We start from the raw sequence: 20,395 nt of genomic DNA on the forward strand, positions 1-20,395 counted from the left end.
TGAACATCAAATCGGCGCGCATTAAGATATAAAGATATCGTTATATGATGTAAACCGGGTTTCGGACCCCGGCTCAGACGCAGGCCTGAAGCATCACGGCCAGACGCTCTTTCAACCGGGCGCGGCCCGCATCGTCCAGACCGTATCCGTCCGTCATCGCGCGGCTTACCGACATGCCCAGAATTATGCCGCCGATCAGCCGCGCGCGCACCGCGGCGTCCGGCCCGCCCAGCCATTCGGCGAAAGGTTCGTGGAAACGTTTGGCGATGGAGTTCCTGACCAGTTCCGCAGCATCCGGCGACGCCGCCGAACGCAGCATGATCAGCACGCCCTCCATTTTCCGGTCATTCCGGGGTTCGTCGATCAGCATGGTCGCGACGCGCTCGCCAAATCCGGCCCGGTCTTCCTGGAACAGCTCCCCCGGATCGCCGGAACTTGTCAGCACCTCGCCGAACAGTTCCGCCTTGGACCCGAAATACCGGCAGACCAGCGCCGCATCCACGCCGGCCGCCCCGGCGATGTCGCGCAAGCCCACATTCTCGTAGGAGTCTCGGCTGAACTGCTCGCGGGCGGCGTTCAGGATGGCGTCTCGCGTGGTTCTCGCACAACGGACGCGGGTTTCCGGTTTCTCGTTCACGCCGATGAGGTGGGCGATTGAGAAAGTTTTGTCAACGAGCGTTGACAAAGCACCTGCAACATACAATTTCCCCCTCAGCCGGTTTGGCCGCGCCACTCAATCTGGTTTATTCCAGCATGGGGGCGCGGGTTTATTTTTGCGAGATCCATTTATGTTGCGCCCCCTTATCAAATTTGCCGTACTGGGCCTGTCCGCCGCCTTGCTTGCCGCATGTGGCGAGGGCGCTTCCGAAAACGCCCAGCAAGGCCCCGGCGCGCCCGAGGTCAGCACCGCCACGCCGCTGGTGGAGCGCGTTGTTGACTGGGACGCCTATGCCGGCCGCTTTGAATCCCCCGAAAGCGTCAATATCCGCGCCCGCGTGAACGGTTATCTGGAAGAGGTCCATTTCCAGGACGGCCAGCATGTGGAAAAGGGCGATTTGCTGTTCACCATCGATCAGCGCCCCTATCAGGCGGCGGTCGAGTCCGCCCGCGGTGAAGTGAACCGCGCCCGTGCGACGCTGGAACAGGCGCGTCAGGCCCTGACCCGGGCCGATGAGCTGCGCGCCGCCGAAGCGGTGTCCGAACAGGATCTGGAAAACGCCCGCGCCGCCGCGCAACAGGCCGACGCCAATCTTTCCGCTGCACAGGCCAATCTGCGTTCGCAACAGCTGAACCTCGATTTCACAAAGATCACCGCGCCGATTTCGGGCCGCATCTCCGACCGCCGCGTCGATCCGGGCAATCTGGTCAGCGCGGGAACCGATACGCTGACCACCATCGTTTCCATCGACCCAATCCATTTCGTGTTCGACGTCTCCGAGTCCGCGCTGCTGAACTATCAGCGGCAGAACCGCTCGGTCGAGGGCGCGGAGGTGGAAATCCGTTTGCAGGGCGACAATGAATTCCGCTGGGAAGGCAATGTCACTTTCGCCGATAACAGCGTCGATTCCTCGACCGGCACGATCCGCCTGAAAGCCGAAATCCCCAATGCCGACGGCTTCCTGCGCCCCGGTCTTTATGGCGATGGCCGCATGCAGGGCACCGCCCCCTATGACGCCATCCTGGTGCCGCAGACCGCCATCCTGTCCGACGCGACGCGGCGGCTGGTCTATGTCGTGGGCGAGGAAAACAAGGTCGAGGCCCGCGCTGTCGAGCTTGGCCCGCTCAGCGGCGATCTTCGCGTGATCAAGTCGGGGCTTTCGGCGAATGATCGCGTGGTCATCAACGGCCTGCAGCGCGCCATGCCCGGCGCGCCGGTAACGCCCACGGACGGCGAGATCAGCCGTACGGCCGAAACCGCCATGCCGGGGGATCCGGCGCAAGGCGGCGGATCGCCGGCCGCGGCCGCCATCCCCGTCGAGTAAGCCTCAAGAATCCTCTCGCCCGCGAAGGGACGCCCCATGGGAATGTCCAAATTCTTTATCGACCGGCCGATTTTCGCGCTGGTGATCTCCGTCTTCATCACGCTGATCGGCATCTTCGCCTATCCGCGCCTTGCGCTGTCGCAATATCCGGAAATCGCGCCCCCGACCGTGGCCGTGCAGGCCGCCTATCCGGGCGCTTCCGCCGAGGACGCGGCCCTGCAGGTGGCCGCCCCGCTGGAGCAGGAAATCAACGGCGTGGAGGGCATGATCTACATGCAGTCCTCCTCCACGTCCGACGGGGCTGTCTCCATCACCGTGACGTTCGAGCCGGGAACCGATCTGGATGCGGCGCAGGTGCTGGTCCAGAACCGCGTGAACCGCGCCGAGCCGCGGCTGCCTGAAATCGTGCGCCAGACCGGCGTCGTGGTGGAGAAACAGTCCACCGGCTTCCTGATGATCGTGGCGCTGGTCTCCGACGATGAGTCTCTCGATACCGACTACATAGGCAACTACGCCAACTCCCAGCTCCGCGACCGTCTGTTGCGGCTGGAAGGCGTGGGCGCGGTTCAGGTTTTCGGCGGCGGCAATTACGCCATGCGCGTCTGGATCGACCCGGAAAAGGCCGCCGCGCGCAATCTGAACGCCTCCGACATCACCAATGCGCTGGCCGCCCAGAACGTGCAGGCCGCCGCCGGTTCGGTCGGCGGACCGCCCTTCGATAATGACCCGGCCGCCTTCCAGATCGGCGTGCAGGTCCAAGGCCGCCTCGCCGATCCCGAAGAATTCGCCGATATCGTGATCAAGCGCGGCGATGACGGCCAGATCACCCGTCTGGGCGATGTCGCGCGCGTGGAGCTGGGGTCGCAGGATTACGGAGTCCGCGGCTATTTCGACGGGCAGCGCGGCATCGCGCTCGCCATCATCCAGCAGCCGGGCGCGAATGCGCTGGGCACCGCAGACCGCGTGCTGACGGAGATGGAATCGGCCAAGGAGAACTTCCCGCAGGGCATCCGCTACCTGATCCCCTACAACCCGACCGAATTTGTCGCCGCCTCGGTGGAGGCCGTCCAGCATACCCTGCTGGAGGCCGTGGCCATCGTCGCGATCGTGGTTCTGGTTTTCCTCCAGACCTGGCGCGCGGCGATCATTCCGCTGGTCGCCATTCCGGTCTCCATCATCGGCGTGTTCGCCGTGCAACTGGCGCTCGGATTCTCGATCAACTCCCTGTCGCTGTTCGCGCTGGTTCTGGCTGTCGGCATCGTGGTCGATGACGCCATCGTGGTGGTGGAGAATGTCGAGCGGAACATACGCGAGGGCTATAATCCGCGAACCGCCGCCAGACGATCCATGGAGGAAGTTTCCGGCGCGCTGATCGCCATCGGGCTGGTGCTGATTTCGGTGTTCGTGCCGACCGCCTTCACGCCCGGCATTCCCGGCATCTTCTATCGTCAATTCGCCGTCGCCATCGCCGCGGCCAGCGTGATCTCGCTGATCGTATCGCTGACGCTTTCGCCGGCGCTGGCCGCCTTCTTCCTGAAGCCCCACAAGAAGAAAGAGGACCGCAATAGCGGCCCGGCCTTCCTGAAACCGCTGCGCTATGGCGCGGACAAGTTCAATCAGGGCTTTGACTGGCTGTCCGAAAATTACGGCCGCCTGACCGCGCGGCTGGTCCGCATGACGCTGCTGATGCTGGTCGTCTATGCCGGCCTCCTGGCGCTGACCGGCTGGCGCCTGAATTCCACGCCCACGGGCTTCATCCCGGAACAGGATCAGGGCTTCCTGATCGGCGTGGTTCAGCTGCCGCCCGGCTCATCGCTGGAACGCACCAACGAGATCATGCTCCGCGCCCGGGAAATGGTGATCGAGCAGGAAGGCGTGGACGATGTCGCCGCCTTCGCCGGGCTGGACGGGTCCAGCTTCTCCTTCGCCTCCAACGCCGGCACGATGTTCATTCGCCTGACCGAGCACAGCGAACGCGAAGGCCATGACGGACTCAGCGCCGCGGCGCTGTCCCAGAGTCTCAGCGGCCAGCTCGGCGGCGCGATATCGGAGAGCAATGTCTTCATCATCGCCCCGCCCGCCGTTCAGGGCCTGGGCAATGGCAGCGGCTTCACCATGATGATCCAGGACACCCAGGATCAGGGCTATCCGGCATTGCAACAGGCCTCCGGCGCCATGATGGGGGCGGCTTCGCAGAACCCGGCGGTGACGCAGGTCTTCAGCCTGTTCAACACCTCCACGCCGCGCGTGCGGGTCAATGTCGACCGGACGCAGGCATTGCGTCAGGGCGTGCAGCCATCAGAGGTCTACAACACGCTGGGCGTCTATCTCGGCTCGCGCTACATCAATGATTTCAACTTCCTGGGCCGCACCTTCCGCGTGGTGGCGCAGGCCGACGCGCCGTTCCGCGATGATGTCTCGGACATTGCCAGCCTGAAAGTGCGCGCCGCCAATGGCGAAATGGTGCCGCTGGACGCCATCGCGCAAATCGAGAACCGCTCAGGCCCCACCCGGGTCGTGCGCTACAACCTGTTCCCCGCCGTGGAATTGCAGGGACAGGCCGCGCCCGGAGTCTCATCGGGCGAGGCGCTGGCCGCCATGGAGAAAATGGCGGCGGAGGTCCTGCCGCCCGGCTTCACCTATGAATGGACGACCCTGGCCTATCAGCAGAAACAGGCCAGCGGCTCGGCCGCCTTCGTCTTCATGATGGCGGTGGTGTTCGTCTTCCTGGTGCTGGCCGCGAACTATGAGGCCTTCACCCTGCCCATGGCGGTGATCCTGATCGTGCCGATGTGTCTGCTGGCCGCGATGGTGGGCGTCGGGCTGGCCGGGCTGGATAACAATATCCTGGTGCAGGTGGGGCTGGTTGTGCTGATCGCGCTGGCGGCCAAGAACGCCATCCTGATCGTGGAATTCGCCAAACAGGCCGAGGAAGAGCGCGGCCTGACGCCCGCGGAGGCGGCCGTCGATGCGGCGCGCGTGCGCCTGCGGCCGATCCTGATGACGTCCTTCGCTTTCATCTTCGGGGTGTTGCCGCTGGCGACCGCCAGCGGACCGGGCGCGGAAATGCGTCAGGCCATCGGCATCGCCGTGTTCTCCGGGATGATCGGCGTGACGGTCTTCGGTCTGCTTTTCACCCCGGTCTTCTATGTCGTCTTCCGCTGGATTTCCGACAGACTGCCGAAGGGCGTGGACCGCGAGGAGCCAGGCGCCCCGAAAGTCGCGCAAGACAACAAAAAGCAAGGCGGGGCCTAACGGTCCCGCCGCACCCATTTCAAAGCGCCGGCCGCCATGCCCTTGAATTTCGGCTCGCCGTCCAGCTTGCCGACAAACAGGCCTTTGGGCCGGGCATGATGCTTTATCGCGTGATAGAGTTTGGAAAGCGTCTGGTCTGACCGGAACAGATAGACCCCGTCACCCAGCTCAATGGCGTCGTGATATTCGTCCGGGTCCAGCGCTTCTTCCGGCTCATCCAGATACGCCACGAACTGGGGAATTCTCTCTTCGGCCATGCGACAATCCTGACTGCTTGCTGCAGCCAGCTAAACCCGGAACGCCGCAAAGTGTTTCCAGCGCTCAGTCAGGCAAGGCCGCCCGCTGTTCGGCCAGACGCGCCGTCAGCCTTGCGGCCTGCGCCCTGACCGCTTCGGGTCCCGCGCCGCCGCGCGTCGCCCGGCGGGCCAGAGAGGCCGCGCCCGATGAGGGCGTCACCTCAAGCACGATCCCGAGATTGCTTTCGGCCAGCGCCACCAGCGACTCGTCGCTCTCCATCGCCTTGCGCACCAGCGCGCCGACCTTCTCGTGCGCCTTGCGGAAGGGCGTGCCGTCATTGACCAGAACGTCGGCGATATCGATGGCCAGCAGATATTCGCTGGACGCCGCCTCGCTCATCCGGTCGCGGTTGAAGGTCAGCGTGTCATAGAGGCCGCCCATCGCCAGAAGGCCGCGATTGACCTGATCGAGGGCGTCGAAGACCGGCTCCTTGTCCTCCTGCAGGTCACGGTTATAGGCCAGCGGCAGGCCTTTCAGCGTGGTCAGGAAACCGGCCAGCGCGCCAATGATCCGCCCGGCCTTGCCGCGCGCCAGCTCGGCGATATCCGGGTTTTTCTTCTGCGGAAGCATGGAGGATCCGGTCGACCATTCGTCATGCAGGCTGACATATCGGAACCCGTCCGAGGCCCAGAGGATCACCTCCTCCCCCATCTTGGACAGCCGCACCCCGACCATGGCCAGCGCATGCAGCGCATCGGCCACGAAATCCCGGTCCGAAACCGCGTCCAGCGAGTTGTCGAACACGCCCGCAAAGCCAAGCTCGCCGCCCGTGAATTCCGGATCCAGCGGCAGCGCCGACCCGCCCAGCGCGCCCGCGCCCAGCGGCGAGACGTCGGCGCGGTCCCGCGCCTCCATCAGCCTCTCGAAATCACGCGACAGACCCCAGGCGTGCGCCATCAGGTGATGGGCCAGCGAGACCGTCTGCGCCGCCTGCAAATGCGTCAGGCCCGGCAGCGGCGTATCTTCCTCGCCCTCCGCCCGTGCCAGCAGCACTTCCTGCAGCGCCAGAACCCGCCGCGCCGTCCCGGCCAGTTCCCGCTTCAGGAACAGGCGCAGATCGGTGGCGATCTGGTCATTGCGGCTGCGCCCGGTATGCAGGCGCGCGCCGGCATCCCCGGCGATCTCGGTCACCCGGCGTTCGATGGCGGAATGGATATCCTCTTCGCCGCGATCGAAATCGAACTCGCCGGCCTCGATCTCGCTCCACGCCTGATCCAGCGCCGCAAGAATGGCGTCAGCATCTTCGCCCGACAGCAATCCGGCCCGCTTCAGGCCCTTCACATGCGCGCGAGAGCCGGCGATGTCGTCGCCCGCCAGCCGCCGGTCATAAGACAGGCTTTCGCTGTACTCCCACAGCGCTTCCGCGGGGCCGGAATCGAAGCGGCCGGACCAGAGCGTGCTCATGATTATTTCTCCCGGGACGCCGGTCCCTGTTTCTGCGACCAGACCTGCGCGGAGAGGCCCCACAGCCGCACAAACCCGGCGGAATCCTCGTGACGGAACAGGTCGCCCTCGTCATAGGTCGCCAGCCCGCTGTCATACAGGGACTGATCGGAACGGCGGCCGGTGGAGATCAGGCTGCCCGGCTCCAGCCGCAACCGCACCTCGCCCGAGACCGTCTTGTCCGCCGTGGCGACAAAGGCGTCCAGCGACTCCCGAAGCGGGGAGAACCACAGGCCGTCATAGATCAGATTGGCATAGCGGTGGGCGACTTCCCGGCGGAACCGCTCCAGATCCCGCTCCAGACACAGGCTTTCCAGCTCCCGCCGGGCGGCATAAAGCGCCATCGCGCCCGGCGCTTCATAGCATTCGCGGGACTTGATGCCGACGCGCCGGTTTTCGACCATGTCGATCCGGCCCCAGCCATATGGTCCGACCCGCGCATTCAGCGCCAGCACAAGCTCATGCGGGGTCATCGCCTTGCCGTCGATGGAGACCGGAACGCCTTCCTCGAACGCGATGATCAGCTCTTCCCGGCCCTCCGCCGTGCGCTGGGTCATCTCCCAGATATCGTCCGGCGGCGCGGCCCAGGTGTCCTCCATCTCGCCGCACTCAATGGCCCGGCCCCAGAGATTGTCGTCGATGGAATAGGGCCGCTCCCGCGTGGCGGAGACGAGGATTCCCCGCTCCTGCGCATAGACCAGACAATCGGCCCGGTTCATGCCCCAGTGGCGGACCGGCGCGACGATTTCCAGGTCCGGCGCCAGCGCCCGCATCGACACCTCGAACCGCACCTGATCATTGCCCTTGCCGGTGCAGCCATGGGCCAGCGCATCCGCGCCGGTTTCGCGGGCGACCTGCACCAGCTTCTGGGCGATCAGCGGCCGCGACAGGGCGGAAATCAGCGGATAGCGGTCCTCGTACAGCGCCCCGGCTTTCAGGGCCGGAAAGCAATAATCGCGGGCAAACTCGGCCTTGGCGTCGATCACGCGCAGCTCTGACGCGCCGGCGCGCATGGCGCGCTCCTCCATCTGTTCCCACGGGGCGTCCTGCCCCACATCCACCGCGGCGCAGACGATGTCCGCGTCCTGATGTTCCTTCAGCCACGGGACCGCGACCGAGGTGTCGAGGCCGCCGGAATAGGCGAGTACGATCTTCGAAGCCATGAGCCTTGTCTTTCCTGTCCTAATCGAGTGCGGCGAGCGATTTCACGCGCGCCAGAAGGTCTTTCACGGGATGGCCGTCGCGGGCGATGACCATGATGGTGTCGTCACCGGCCACCGTGCCGGCGACCGATTCCCAGCTGACGCGGTCCAGCGCGTCGCCGATCATGTGGGCTGACCCCGGCGGGGTACGGATGACCACCAGATGCCCCGCCGATTCCGCGGCCAGGATCCATTCGGAAAACAGCTCCTGAAGCCGCTCTTCCGTCAGGTCCGGCGCGGCGCCGACATCCTCGGTCAGGGCGTATCCCTGCCGTCCGCCGATGCGCACCTTGATGGCACCGATGGCGTCGAGATCCCGGGAAACCGTGGCCTGCGTCACCGCGATTCCGCGATCGGCCAGATGGTTCACGATGGCTTCCTGACTGACCGCGTCGCCGTTGCGGATGAAGTCGCCCACGATCCTTCGTCGCCGCGCCGCGCCGATTTTCTGTTCACCCGCCATAATCTCAAAGCGCTCCCAGGAAGATCCAGCTCAAGGCTCCGCGGGCGGTATGCATCCGGTTCTCCGCCTGTTTCCAGACCAGAGACGCCGGGCCGTCGATCACATCCGATGTCACTTCCGCCCCGCGATAGGCCGGCAGGCAGTGCAGGAAGGCGGCCTCCGGCGCAAGGCCCATCAGGCCGGCATTGACCTGATAGGGCGCGAACATCGCCGCCCGCGCGCCTTCCGGGTCGCTGTCGCCCATGGACGTCCAGACATCGGTATAGACGAATTGCGCGTCCTTCACCGCCGCTTCCGCGTCCGCGGTCTGGGATATTTCCCCGCCCAGCGCGTTCAGCCGGTCCAGCTCGCCCGCCGCCATATGCACCGATTCCGGGGCCGCAACGGTCATGTGCATGTCCAGCATGGCAGCCGCCTCGGCCAGCGAGCGGGAGACGTTATTTACATCCCCGACATAGGCGATTTTCGCGCCTTTAAGATCCCCGATCGCTTGCCGCATGGTCAGGATATCGGCCAGCGCCTGCAGGGGGTGGGAATCCTGCGACAACATGTTGATGACCGGCGCATCCACCGCCTCCGCCATGGATTCCAGAAGCTCGTGCTCGAATACCCGGGCGGCGATGCAGGCGTGATAACAGGCCAGCGTCCGGGCCGCGTCTTCGGGGGTTTCGCGGGTGCCGAGGCCCACATCCTCGTCCCGGATCGTGACCGGGTGGCCGCCCAGCTGCACCACCGCCATTTCCATGGAATTGCGGGTCCGGGCGCTGGGTTTCTGGAAGACCAGGGCGACCCCCTGCCCCTCCAGAACGCGCGGCGGATTGGCCTCTTCGGAGAGGTCCAGAATCCGGGTCAGCGCCTCGCGGCTGAGGTCGGAAATCTGCAGAAGATCAGGCTTCATCGATCACATACTCCCCGGCCACCATGGTGCCGACGCCCTTGTCGGTCAGAAGTTCAATCAGCAGGGCGTGCGGAATACGCCCGTCAATAATATGCGCCCGCGGCACCCCGCCGGAGACCGCCGCCAGACAGGCTTCCAGCTTGGGGCGCATCCCGCCCAATGCCTGATCGCTGTCCAGAACGCGCTGAAGCTCGCCCAGCGACAGCTCGCTGACCGTGCTTTCGGGGTCCTCCAGATCGGCCAGCAGGCCGGGCGTGGAGGTCAGGAAAATCGCCTTTTTCGCGCCCAGCTTGGCGGCAAGCGCCGCAGCCCCGGCGTCGGCGTTGATATTATAGGCCTCCCCCGTCAGGTCGCGGCCGATAACGGTGACCACCGGGATCATGCGCTGACTGGTGAGGAGCTGGATCAGGTCCGGCCGCACCCGCGCGACCGAGCCGACAAGACCCAGATCCGCATCGCCCGGCGCGGCGGTGATCAGGCCGCCATCCTCGCCCGACAGGCCCACGGCCACCGGCGCGCGGCGATTGATCGCGGCCACGATGTCCTTGTTTATATTGCCCAAAACCATGCGCGCGGCGGACAGCGTATCCGCATCGGTGACGCGCAGACCGTCCTTGAATTTCGGCTTCAGGCCCAGCTTCTCGCCAAACGCGCTGATCTGCGGGCCGCCGCCATGAACGATGACCGGCCGCATCCCGATGGAGCGCAGCAGCATCACGTCCGCGGCGAAATGGGCGAACAGAGTCTCGTCCTCCATCGCCGCGCCGCCCAGCTTGATGACGATCAGCGACTGATCGAAACGCCGGATATAGGGCAGCGCCTCGATCAGGACTTTTGCGGTGTTTTCGGCGGACTGGCTCATGACGTTTGCGCGTTTTCTTTCAGGTATCCCGGCCCCAGATCGACCGTGACGATCCGCCCCGCCCCGGCGCCCAGCGCCAGATCCAGCAGGATTTCGATCTCCTCGCCCGCCATATGCTTCGCGACAGCCTTGGAATCGTGGTCGATTTCCACGCCGGCGGCGGCGATTTCTATGCCGCCATAGCTGAGACGCGCCTTGTCCGGGTCGAATTGCGCCTCACCGGCCCCGGCTTCGCAGAGAATCCGGCCCCAATAGGGGTCGCTTCCATGCCAGGAACACTTGATAAGCTGGTTCTCCGCGATGGAGCGGGCGACCTGCCGGGCCTCTGAATCGCTGGCCGCGCCGGTGACATTGACCCGCACGATCTTGGTCCTTCCCTCCGCGTCCCGGGCCATTTGCAGCGCCAGATCTTCGCACACCGCGCGGATTCCGGCCTCAAGATCAGCCTCCGACGGGGCTTCCCGCCGGCCCGACGCCATCAGGATGACCGTGTCATTGGTCGACATCGCGCCGTCCACGGTCAGCGTGTTGAAGGTATCATCCACCGCGGCGCGCAGAACCCGGCTCAAAACCTCCGGCGAGACGTCCGCATCGGTGGTGATGAAGGCCAGCATGGTGGCCATATCCGGCCGCAACATGCCCGAACCCTTGGCGATTGCGCCGACAGAGAAGCCCTCGCCGTCGAATTTCGCCTGCTTGGTGACCGTATCGGTGGTCAGGATGGCCTTCGCGGCGGCGGCATTGGCGGCTTTTCCGCCCTCCGGCGCCAGCTTTCCGACGCCCGAAAGGATCGCGTCTATGGGCAAAGTCTTGCCGATCAGGCCGGTGGAGCAGACCAGCATTTCCTCCGGCGTGCAGCCCAGCGCGGCGGCGGCGGCCTTGGACATGGCCCTGGCGTCGCGGATTCCGGGTTCGCCCGTGCCCGCATTGGCGTTTCCGGAGTTCACGATGACGCCCGCGGCGAGGCCATTGGATGCCTGAAGATGGTCGCGGCTGACCTGAACGGGGGCCGCGGCAAAGCGGTTTTTGGTGAAAACCGCCGCCGCGGGGACGGGTTTTCCGTCCTCCGTTGCAATAATGGCGAGGTCCGGGCGCTTGCGTTTTACCCCGCAATGCAGCCCCGCCGCCATGAATCCCTGGGCGTAAGTCACGCTCATGGCGTTACTCCCGTCATTTCAAGACCGGCCGTTTCATCAAGGCCGAACATCAGATTTGCGCATTGAATCGCCTGCCCGGCGGCCCCTTTCACGAGGTTGTCGAGGGCGGCAATGGCCAGAATGCTTCCCGTCCGGGCGTCGTAACGCGCTGTCAGGTGCGCGCGGTTGGTCCCCAACGTCCATTTCGTGGCCGGGGACCGCTCCGAAACCGTGACGAAAGGCGCGCCGGCATAGGCCGCTTCGAGGCATTCCAGCGCATCCGTTGCGGCCGCTTTTGATGTTGCGGGGGCCGTCGCGACGCTCAGGATTCCCCGGCTCATGGGCGCGAGTGAGGGCGTGAACAGCACTTGCGCGTCCAGCAGCGCCTCGATTTCGCCCGTGTGGCGGTGGTTCACGAGGCCGTAGGCGCGCATGGAGCCGTCGATTTCGCAGAACATATTAGCCGCATTGGCCGCCCGGCCCGCCCCGGATACGCCCGAAGCGGCGTTCACCACGATACGGTTTGCGTCCACCAGACCGGCCTGAACCAGCGGCATGAGCGACAGGATCGCGGCCGTCGGATAGCAGCCGGGAGCGGCGACAAGGTCCGATTTCGCAATGATTTCAGCGTTTTTTTCCGGCAAACCGTAAACAAACCGGCTCAGAAAGGCCGGCGCGTCATGGGGTTTTCCGTACCAGTTTTCGTAGGTTCCGGCGTCGGAAAAGCGGAAATCGGCGCCGAGATCGACGATTTTCACGCCTTTTTGCGCCAGTTCCGGCGCGATTTTCTGCGATTCACCGTGCGGAAGCGCCAGAAAAACCAGCTCCGCGCCCTTCAGATCGCCCTCGAATGACTCCAGGGCCGCCCCGTTATCAGCCCCGTCGAATTGCGGGCTGTCTTCAGCCAGCGCCACTCCGGCGCGGCTGTGCGCGAACAGCGCGCAGGGCTTGATGGACGGATGTCCGCCCAGAAGCCGCAAAAGCTCCGCCCCGGCATAGCCCGAGGCCCCGAATATCGCCGCTGCAATCGTCATAGCGGCGGCTTATGCATGTTTATGTATATTTATGCAATATGATGAATGCAGGAATTTTCACGCCCGTGCAGCGCGCGCAAAATAGCGGCGCCCGGAATATCGCCGGACGCCGCCATTTCTGTTGGAAAAGGTGTTGAACTCAGCCGCGCGCCAGGAAATCAGGATAGGCCTCTATCCCGAGCTCCGTCTGGTCGAGGCCGGTCTGTTCGTCTTCCGCGCTGACACGCAGGCCGACTGTCCGGTCAATGGCGAACCAGACGCCCAGAGTCGATGCAACGACAAACGCGCCAATCGACACGACGCCCAGAAGCTGGCTGCCGAGGAGCGTGAAGAAGCCGGTTTCCGCGCTCATCCCCGTCCATGCGACGACCAGCGTGCCCCAGATCCCGCAGACCAGATGCGCCGGTATGGCGCCGACCACGTCGTCAATCTTCAGCCTGTCCAGCAGCGGCACCGCATAGACCACCAGAACACCGCCCACCCCGCCGACAATCATCGATTGCCACAGCGCCGGGGCCAAAGGCTCAGCGGTGATGGAAACCAGACCGCCGATCGCGCCGTTCAGGGCCAGCGTCAGATCGACCTTGCCATAGTGAAGCTGGCTGATCGCCATGGCGGTGAGAACGCCCGCGCAGGCGGCGATATTCGTATTGGCGAAAATCTTGGCGACCGCATTGGCGTCGGAGATCGTGCCGGCGGCCAGTTGCGAGCCGCCATTGAAGCCGAACCAGCCCAGCCAGAGGATGAAAACGCCCAGCGTCGCGAAGGGCAGATTGGAGCCGGGGAAAGGCCGCACGCGGCCGTCATCCAGATATTTCCCGAGGCGCGGACCCAGGATGATCGCGCCGGTCAGCGCCGACCAGCCGCCCACCGAATGGACCAGCGTGGAGCCGGCGAAATCCTGGAACCCGCGAACGGCCAGCCAGCCCTCGCCCCATTTCCACGCGCCGGTAATGGGATAGATGATGGCGGTGAGGATCAGGACGAAGAACAGGAAGGGCCAGAGCTTGATCCGTTCGGCCAGCGTGCCGGACACCACAGAGGCGGCGGTGGCGACGAACACGGTCTGAAATATCCAGTCGGCGGAGGCGGCCATGTCGCCATTGGCCTCATCCATCGGCCCCGGCGACCAGACGCCGAGCGTGCCGATAAAACCGCCATCGACGCCGTCATACATCAGGCGGTAACCGACGAGATAATAGGCGATACACGCCAGAGAGAAGAGCGAGATATTCTTCAGGCAGATCGCCGCGACGTTCTTCTGGCGGACCAATCCGCCCTCAAGGCAGCAAAATCCCGCCGCCATGAACATCACGACCATGGCGCTGACCAGCAGCAGCATCGTGTTGTCGACATAGGGCTGAACCGCCCCGGCCGCCGGCGCCGCCGCGCCCATCATAATTTCAAACATGCCCCGTCCCGTCTTCTTGCGAGTCTCTTCCCGCCGGGGATCGTAAGGGCAATTCTTGTTGCAGCGCAATGTGCGGTTTCGAAATCCTGTTGCGTAAGACCGGCACAGATTGCCGCACCTGAACAAGATTTTTCGCTGTTTTCCACAAACGCAAAACAGACCTGATTTGTGCACCTGCGAAATTCTGTTAAGGTTTCGATCCAGGCGGAAGGAGAGCGATGGGGTCGCGGCTGCTGAAATTCTCGGAAATCGATTACGGGCCGCCCGATGTGCGGGACGCAGGCTCGCGCACATCCGATTTCGGGGAAATCCACCAGGACTTCATTATCGAAAAGGCCGCCGAACAGGCCTCGCGCTGCTCGCAATGCGGGATTCCGTTCTGCCAGGCGCACTGCCCGCTGGGCAATCACATCCCGGACTGGCTGCAACTGGCCGCCGAGGGGCGGACGCGCGAGGCCTATGAGGTTTCGGTCTCCACCAACCCGATGCCGGAAGTCTGTGGCCGGGTCTGCCCGCAGGACCGGTTGTGCGAAGGCAATTGCGTGGTCGAGAAGGCCGGGTTCGGCACCGTGACGATTGGCGCGGTGGAACGCTGGCTGACCGATACCGCGGTCCGCGAAGGCTGGGTTGAACCCATCCGTCCCGCCACCGAACGCGGCCAGTCTGTCGGGATTGTCGGGGCCGGGCCGGCGGGCATGGCGGCGGCGGAGAAGCTGCGCCGGCAGGGATACGCGGTCACCGTCTATGACCGGTATGACCGCGCCGGGGGCCTGATGATCTATGGCATTCCGAACTTCAAGCTGGACAAGGCGATTCCCGAACGCCGCGCCCGCGCCCTGGCCGAAGGCGGCGTGACATTCCGCTATAACTGGTCGCTGGGGCGAGACGGCGCGCTGGCCGATCTGCGCGAAGAACACGACGCTGTTCTGCTGGCCTTCGGGGCCTATGCCGCGCGGCGTCTGGACACGCCGGGATGCGAGGAATCCGCCACGATCCCGGCGCTTGAATATCTCACCGCATCCAATCGCAAGGGGTTGGGGGACGCGGTTCCGGATTTCGAATCCGGGGCGCTGGACGCGCGCGGCAAGCGCGTGGTCGTGGTGGGCGGCGGAGACACGGCGATGGATTGCGTCCGCACCGCCGTGCGTCAGGGCGCGGAGAGCGTGACGTGTCTGTATCGGCGCGACCGGGAGAATATGCCCGGATCGGCGCGCGAGGTCGGATACGCCGAAGGCGAAGGGGTAGTCTTCGAGTGGCTCTCCGCCCCGGCCCGTCTGAACGGCTGCGAGATCAGCGTCCAGCCGATGGCATTGGGCGAAGCGGAAGGCGGACGCCGCCGCCCCGTGCCGAGCGGCGATCCCGAACGCGTGATGAACGCCGACATGGTGATCGAGGCGCTGGGCTTTTCGCCGGAAGACGCGGGCGCGCTGGGCGGCGAAGAGACGCTGCGCATCAATGCGCGCGGCTGCGTGCACGCCGACCCGAAAACGCTGGAAACCACCATTCCGGGCGTGTTCGCCGCGGGCGATCTGGTGCGCGGGCCGTCCCTGGTGGTGTGGGCGCTGAAGGACGCGCTGACCGCCAGCGAATCGATTGCGCGGCATCTGGAAGACATGATCGAGGTCGCCGCGTGAGCGGCGGCCCCGCCGCCGATTTTCACGCCCGGTCGCTTCTGAAACATGACCTGGCGTCGCGGGGACTCTATGACCCGGCGGACGAGCATGACGCCTGCGGCGTCGGCCTGATCACCGCCACCGACCGGACGCCGCGGCGAGAGATCGTCGACCTGGCCATCCACGGCCTGAAGGCGGTCGCCCATCGCGGCGCCGTGGCCGCGGACGAGGAATCGGGCGACGGCGCGGGAATCCGCATCGCCATCGACCAGGACATCTTCCGCCGCCACGCCGCCCGCACCGGCCATGACGCGGACGGCGCGGAAGTGGGCGTGGGAATGATCTTCCTGCCCCGCCGGAACCTGGAGTCGCAGGAAGCGGCGCGGACCATCGTGGAATCGGAGATGGTGCGCGCCGGGTTCTTCCTGTTCGGCTGGCGCGCCGTGCCGGTGGATATCTCCATTCTGGGCGAGCACGCCGAGGCGGTGCGCCCGAATATCGAGCAGATCCTGTTTCACGACCCGGCCGGTCGCGACGGGCGCAGCGTGGAGCGCGAGCTGTACCTGGTCCGGCGGCGGATCGAGCGGCGGGCGCTGAACGCCAATATCCCCGAGCTTTATGTCTGCTCCCTGTCGCGGCGGGACGTGATCTATAAGGGGATGTTCCGGTCCGAACGGATCGCGGAATTCTATCTGGATTTGCAGGACGAGGACTGGAAGTCCGACTTCGCCATTCTGCACCAGCGTTTCTCGACCAATACCTTCCCGGAATGGAAGCTTGCCCAGCCCTTCCGCATGCTGGCCCATAATGGCGAGATCAATACGCTGAAGGCCAACGTCAACTGGATGCGCAGCCACGAGATCCGCATGGCGAGCCGGGCCTTCGGCGCATCCTGCGAGGACGTGAAGCCGGTGATCCAGCCGGGAAGCTCCGACTCCGCCTCACTCGACCAGGCGTTCGAGCTGGTGGTGCGCGCCGGACGGACCGCGCCGATGGCCAAGGCGCTGCTGATCCCCGAGGCATGGTCCAAGCGGGCCGGGCTGATGCCGGAGGATACGCGCGCGCTCTACGCCTATTGCAACGCGGTGATGGAGCCGTGGGACGGGCCGGCGGCGATTGCCGCCTGTGACGGGCGCTGGGCGGTGGCGGGGCTGGACCGCAACGGGCTGCGTCCGCTGCGCTGGGCCGCCACGCATGACGGGCTGGTTCTGGCCGGGTCCGAGGCCGGGATGTTCGGGCTGGAGGAATCGCGGATCGCCGAGCGCGGGGCGCTGGGGCCGGGCCGCGCGATTTCGGTGAACCTGGAGAACGGACGCTTCTACCGCGAGAACGAGACGGATGCGCGGCTGGCGCGGGCCTGGCCGTTCCGCGACTGGCTGAAGAATGTCGCGGAGCTGGACCCCAAGATCGGACCCGGGTCCGAGCCGCGCCTGTATGGCGAGACGGAACTGCACCGCCGCCAGCGCGCCGCGGGCGTCAGCCGGGAGGATCTGGAAAAGGTCCTTCAGCCGATGATCGAGACTGGGAAGGAAGCCATCGGCTCCATGGGCGATGACAGCCCGCTGGCCGTGCTTTCCGACCGGCCGCGGCCGCTATCGCATTTCTTCCGGCAGAATTTCAGCCAGGTCACCAATCCGCCGATCGATTATCTGCGCGAAGACCGGGTGATGAGCCTGAAAACCCGGTTCAAGAATCTGGGCAATATCCTGGCCGAGGATTCCACCCAGACAGACGTCTACACGCTGGAAAGCCCGGTCCTGACCAACGGCATGTATGAGCGGATGCGCCGCCTGCTGGGCGACGCGGCGGTGGAGATCGACTGCACGTTCGGCGCGGAGCCCGGCGAGGCGACCGGCCTGCGCCTGAAGGGCGCGCTGGACCGCATCCGCGAGGCGGCCGAACGCGCCGTGCGCGAAGGCGCCGAACACATCTTCCTGACCGATGAATTCCAGGGGCCTGGACAGGCCGCCATCCCCAGCGCGCTGGCGGTCAGCGCGGTGCACACCCACCTGACCGCGTCGGGGATGCGGACCTATTGTTCGCTGAACGTGCGCTCGGCGGAGGTGCTGGACCCACATTCGCTGGCCGTGCTGATCGGCGCCGGCGCGACGACCGTCAGCCCCTATCTGGCGTTCGAGGCGCTGGCCGACCGGCAGGCCGCCGGAAAGCTGGGCGACATGACGCTGTCGGCGGCTGTGCTGAACTACAAGGCGGCGCTGGAGGGCGGCATCATGAAAGTGATGGCGCGGATGGGGGTATCCATCGTCTCATCCTATCGCGGCGGCCTGTTGTTCGAGGCGATCGGCCTGTCGCGGGCGCTGGTGGATGAATTCTTCCCCGGCGTGCCGAGCCGGATTTCGGGCATCGGCCTGAAAGGGCTGGAGCGGCGGCAGACCGTCGCTAACCGGGAGGGATGGATCGCGCCGCCCGCCCCGCCGCGCGCCGGCGGCTTCTATGCCGTGCGATCCGGCGAGGAGCGCCACGCGCTGAGCGCGGAGATCGTCAGCGCGCTGCAGACCGCGGTGCGTAACAATGACGCCGAGGCGTTCCGGCGATACGAGGATATTCTGGCCGGCGGCGAGCCGGTGCAGCTGCGCGACCTGCTGAAATTCCAGAAGCTGGGCGAGCCTGTGCCGCTGGACGAGGTCGAGCCGGCGGAGGACATCGTCAAACGCTTCCTGACGCCGGGCATGTCGCTGGGCGCGCTGTCGCCCGAGGCGCACGGGGCGCTGAACATCGCCATGAACCGGCTGGGCGCGCGGTCGGTCTCCGGCGAGGGCGGCGAGGACCGGGCGCGCTATACGCTGCACGAGAACGGCGACAACGAGAATTCGGCGATCAAACAGATCGCGTCCGGCCGGTTCGGGGTGACGGCCGAATATCTGAACCAGTGCGGCGAGATCGAAATCAAGGTCGCCCAGGGCGCCAAGCCCGGCGAGGGCGGCCAGCTGCCCGGCTTCAAGGTGAACGCCTATATCGCCAAGCTGCGCCACGCGGTGCCGGGCACCACCCTGATCAGCCCGCCGCCGCACCACGATGTCTATTCCATCGAGGACCTGGCGCAACTCATCTATGACCTGAAACAGATCAACCCGGACGCGCGGGTGACCGTGAAACTGGTCAGCCGCGCCGGGGTGGGCACGATCGCCGCGGGCGTCGCCAAGGCCAAGGCGGACACGATCCTGATCTCCGGCAATGTCGGTGGGACCGGGGCTTCCCCCCTCACCTCCATCAAGTTCGCCGGCGCGCCGTGGGAGCTGGGGCTGGCCGAGGCGCACCAGATGCTGACCATGAACGGGCTGCGCCAGCGCGTGCGCCTGCGCACCGATGGCGGCCTGCGCACCGGGCGCGACATCATCATGGGCGCGCTGATGGGGGCGGAGGAATTTGGCGTCGGCACGGTTTCGCTGCTCGCGCTGGGCTGTCTGATGGTGCGCCAGTGCCATTCCAATACCTGCCCGGTGGGCGTCTGCACGCAGGACGAGACGCTGCGAAAGCATTTCGGCGGCGCGCCGGACCATGTGGTCAATCTGATGCTGTTCCTGGCGCAGAGCGTGCGCGAGCAGCTGGCCGAGATGGGCGCGCGGTCCCTTAGCGAGATTATCGGGCGCGCGGACCTGCTGGACCAGGCGGCGCGCGGGGCGGAGGATCTGGACGATCTGGACCTTGGCGCGATCCTGCACGGCGTGGGCATCGCCGGGTCCAATCCCGCGCCCGGAAAGCCGAATCCGGTGGACCCGACGCTGGACGCCGATCTGATGGACGAGGCCGCGCCGCTGTTCGAGACCGGCAAGCCGGTGCGTATCGAGCGCCACGTCAGCACGGGGCATCGCACGGTCGGGGCGCCGCTGTCCTCGCGCATCGTGCGCCAGTTCGGACCTGAAGGGCTGGACGACAATGCGCTGACCCTCACCCTGACCGGGGCGGCCGGGCAATCGCTGGGCGCGTTCGGGGCGAAGGGGCTGACCCTCGACCTGACGGGGGAAGCCAACGACTATGTCGGCAAGGGTCTTTCGGGCGCGCATATCCATATCCGCCCGGCTTATGCGCCGCCGGAGAAAGGCTCGCCCGCGCTGATGGGCAATGCCTGTCTTTATGGCGCGACGTCCGGCCGGCTGTTCGCCGCGGGCGCGGCGGGGCCGCGCTTTGCCGTTCGTAATTCCGGGGCGACCACGGTGGTCGAGGGCTGCGGCGCGCATGGCTGCGAGTATATGACTGGCGGGGAAGCGGTGATCCTGGGCACGGTGGGGGATAATTTCGCCGCCGGGATGACCGGGGGCCGCGCCTTCGTCTATGACCCGGCGCGGCGGCTGGAGGGCCTGCTGAACCCCGACACCGCGGCGATCAGCGAACCGGACGAGGCGGCGCTCGCCGACTGCCGGGCGCTGGTCGAGCAGCATCTTGCCATCACGGGCTCGCCCCGCGCGCAGGCCTTGCTGGACGACTGGATCGAGGAATCCCGCAATATCCGCCTTGTCGCGCCGCGCGAGACCGAAGGCGCGAAAACCGTACGCCTGACGGCGGAAGCCGGCGGCAAGCGCTGATCGCCTAGAGCCTCTTCAGCAGCGCCTCGCCCACCGCCCGGCATCCCAGCGTCCCGCCGATATCGGGCGTAGTTTCACCGCCGGCCAGCACGCTGCGGATGGCGGACTCAATGCGTTGCGCCGGGTCTTCCAGTTTCAGGCCATGCCGCAGCAGCAGCGCCGCGCTGGCCGCCGCGCCGAGCGGGTTGGCCTTGTCCTGCCCCGCGATATCCGGCGCCGAGCCGTGGATGGGTTCGAACAGGCCCGGCCCCTCCC

General features: G+C 65.9%; 15 protein-coding genes. 4 read left to right on the forward strand and 11 right to left on the reverse strand.

Annotation, left to right across the window (positions count from 1 at the left end; all coding sequences use genetic code 11):
• Positions 1-73 precede the first annotated feature (73 nt).
• The gene (locus H2040_RS12205; RefSeq protein WP_022699122.1) at positions 74-685 is read right to left on the reverse strand and encodes a TetR/AcrR family transcriptional regulator; all 612 of its coding nucleotides are present in this window, start codon (positions 683-685) and stop codon (positions 74-76) included.
• A 103-nt stretch (positions 686-788) separates the two neighbouring features.
• Here H2040_RS12205 and H2040_RS12210 point away from each other — a divergent pair, with 103 nt between their 5' ends.
• Entirely contained in the window at positions 789-1,982 is a 1,194-nt protein-coding gene (locus H2040_RS12210; RefSeq protein WP_287157725.1) for an efflux RND transporter periplasmic adaptor subunit, read from the forward strand.
• Positions 1,983-2,018: 36 nt separating this feature from the next.
• Positions 2,019-5,237: an efflux RND transporter permease subunit gene (locus tag H2040_RS12215; protein ID WP_353844853.1), complete on the forward strand. Its 3,219-nt coding sequence runs from the start codon at positions 2,019-2,021 to the stop codon at positions 5,235-5,237.
• Here H2040_RS12215 and H2040_RS12220 read toward each other — a convergent pair.
• From H2040_RS12220 to amt, 9 genes are all read right to left on the reverse strand, one after another.
• The gene (locus H2040_RS12220) at positions 5,234-5,494 is read right to left on the reverse strand and encodes a hypothetical protein (protein ID WP_287157729.1); all 261 of its coding nucleotides are present in this window, start codon (positions 5,492-5,494) and stop codon (positions 5,234-5,236) included. The two genes, H2040_RS12215 and H2040_RS12220, sit on opposite strands and share 4 nt — an antisense overlap.
• A gap of 64 nt (positions 5,495-5,558) precedes the next feature.
• Entirely contained in the window at positions 5,559-6,938 is a 1,380-nt protein-coding gene (argH, locus tag H2040_RS12225) for an argininosuccinate lyase (protein ID WP_287157731.1), read from the reverse strand.
• Positions 6,939-6,940: 2 nt separating this feature from the next.
• Positions 6,941-8,140, reverse strand: a complete 1,200-nt coding sequence (locus tag H2040_RS12230; protein WP_022699127.1) for an argininosuccinate synthase — start codon at positions 8,138-8,140, stop codon at positions 6,941-6,943.
• Between the two features lie 19 nt (positions 8,141-8,159).
• Positions 8,160-8,642: an arginine repressor gene (argR, locus tag H2040_RS12235; RefSeq protein WP_287157734.1), complete on the reverse strand. Its 483-nt coding sequence runs from the start codon at positions 8,640-8,642 to the stop codon at positions 8,160-8,162.
• Between the two features lie 4 nt (positions 8,643-8,646).
• The gene (argF, locus tag H2040_RS12240; protein WP_287157735.1) at positions 8,647-9,540 is read right to left on the reverse strand and encodes an ornithine carbamoyltransferase; all 894 of its coding nucleotides are present in this window, start codon (positions 9,538-9,540) and stop codon (positions 8,647-8,649) included.
• Positions 9,530-10,402 carry an acetylglutamate kinase gene (gene argB, locus H2040_RS12245; protein WP_287157736.1) on the reverse strand — a complete coding sequence of 291 codons (873 nt, stop codon included), beginning with the start codon at positions 10,400-10,402 and terminating at the stop codon, positions 9,530-9,532. Before argB ends, argF begins: the two co-directional genes overlap by 11 nt.
• Positions 10,399-11,559, reverse strand: coding sequence for a bifunctional glutamate N-acetyltransferase/amino-acid acetyltransferase ArgJ (gene argJ / locus H2040_RS12250; RefSeq protein ID WP_287157737.1), 1,161 nt, complete (start codon positions 11,557-11,559; stop codon positions 10,399-10,401). The genes argB and argJ overlap by 4 nt, the downstream gene beginning before the upstream one ends.
• The gene (gene argC / locus H2040_RS12255; protein ID WP_287157739.1) at positions 11,556-12,572 is read right to left on the reverse strand and encodes an N-acetyl-gamma-glutamyl-phosphate reductase; all 1,017 of its coding nucleotides are present in this window, start codon (positions 12,570-12,572) and stop codon (positions 11,556-11,558) included. The genes argJ and argC overlap by 4 nt, the downstream gene beginning before the upstream one ends.
• Positions 12,573-12,711: 139 nt before the next feature.
• Positions 12,712-13,983, reverse strand: coding sequence for an ammonium transporter AmtB (gene amt, locus H2040_RS12260; RefSeq protein WP_287157741.1), 1,272 nt, complete (start codon positions 13,981-13,983; stop codon positions 12,712-12,714).
• Between the two features lie 218 nt (positions 13,984-14,201).
• Between amt and H2040_RS12265 the strand changes: the two genes are divergently transcribed.
• Both H2040_RS12265 and gltB read left to right on the forward strand, forming a co-directional pair.
• Positions 14,202-15,617 (forward strand): NAD(P)-dependent oxidoreductase, encoded by a 1,416-nt coding sequence (locus tag H2040_RS12265; protein WP_287157743.1) that lies wholly within the window; start codon positions 14,202-14,204, stop codon positions 15,615-15,617.
• A 38-nt stretch (positions 15,618-15,655) separates the two neighbouring features.
• A complete protein-coding gene (gltB, locus tag H2040_RS12270) occupies positions 15,656-20,140 on the forward strand; it encodes a glutamate synthase large subunit (protein WP_353844854.1) in 4,485 nt (1,494 codons plus the stop codon).
• Positions 20,141-20,144: 4 nt separating this feature from the next.
• On the opposite strand, the gene H2040_RS12275 is transcribed toward gltB, so the two are convergent.
• On the reverse strand, positions 20,145-20,395 hold a 251-nt coding region (locus tag H2040_RS12275), incomplete at its 5' end, for an isocitrate/isopropylmalate family dehydrogenase (RefSeq protein WP_287157746.1).

It is taken from the genome of Euryhalocaulis sp., assembly GCF_013911995.1.
GTDB classification, from domain to species: Bacteria; Pseudomonadota; Alphaproteobacteria; order Caulobacterales; family Maricaulaceae; genus Euryhalocaulis; species Euryhalocaulis caribicus.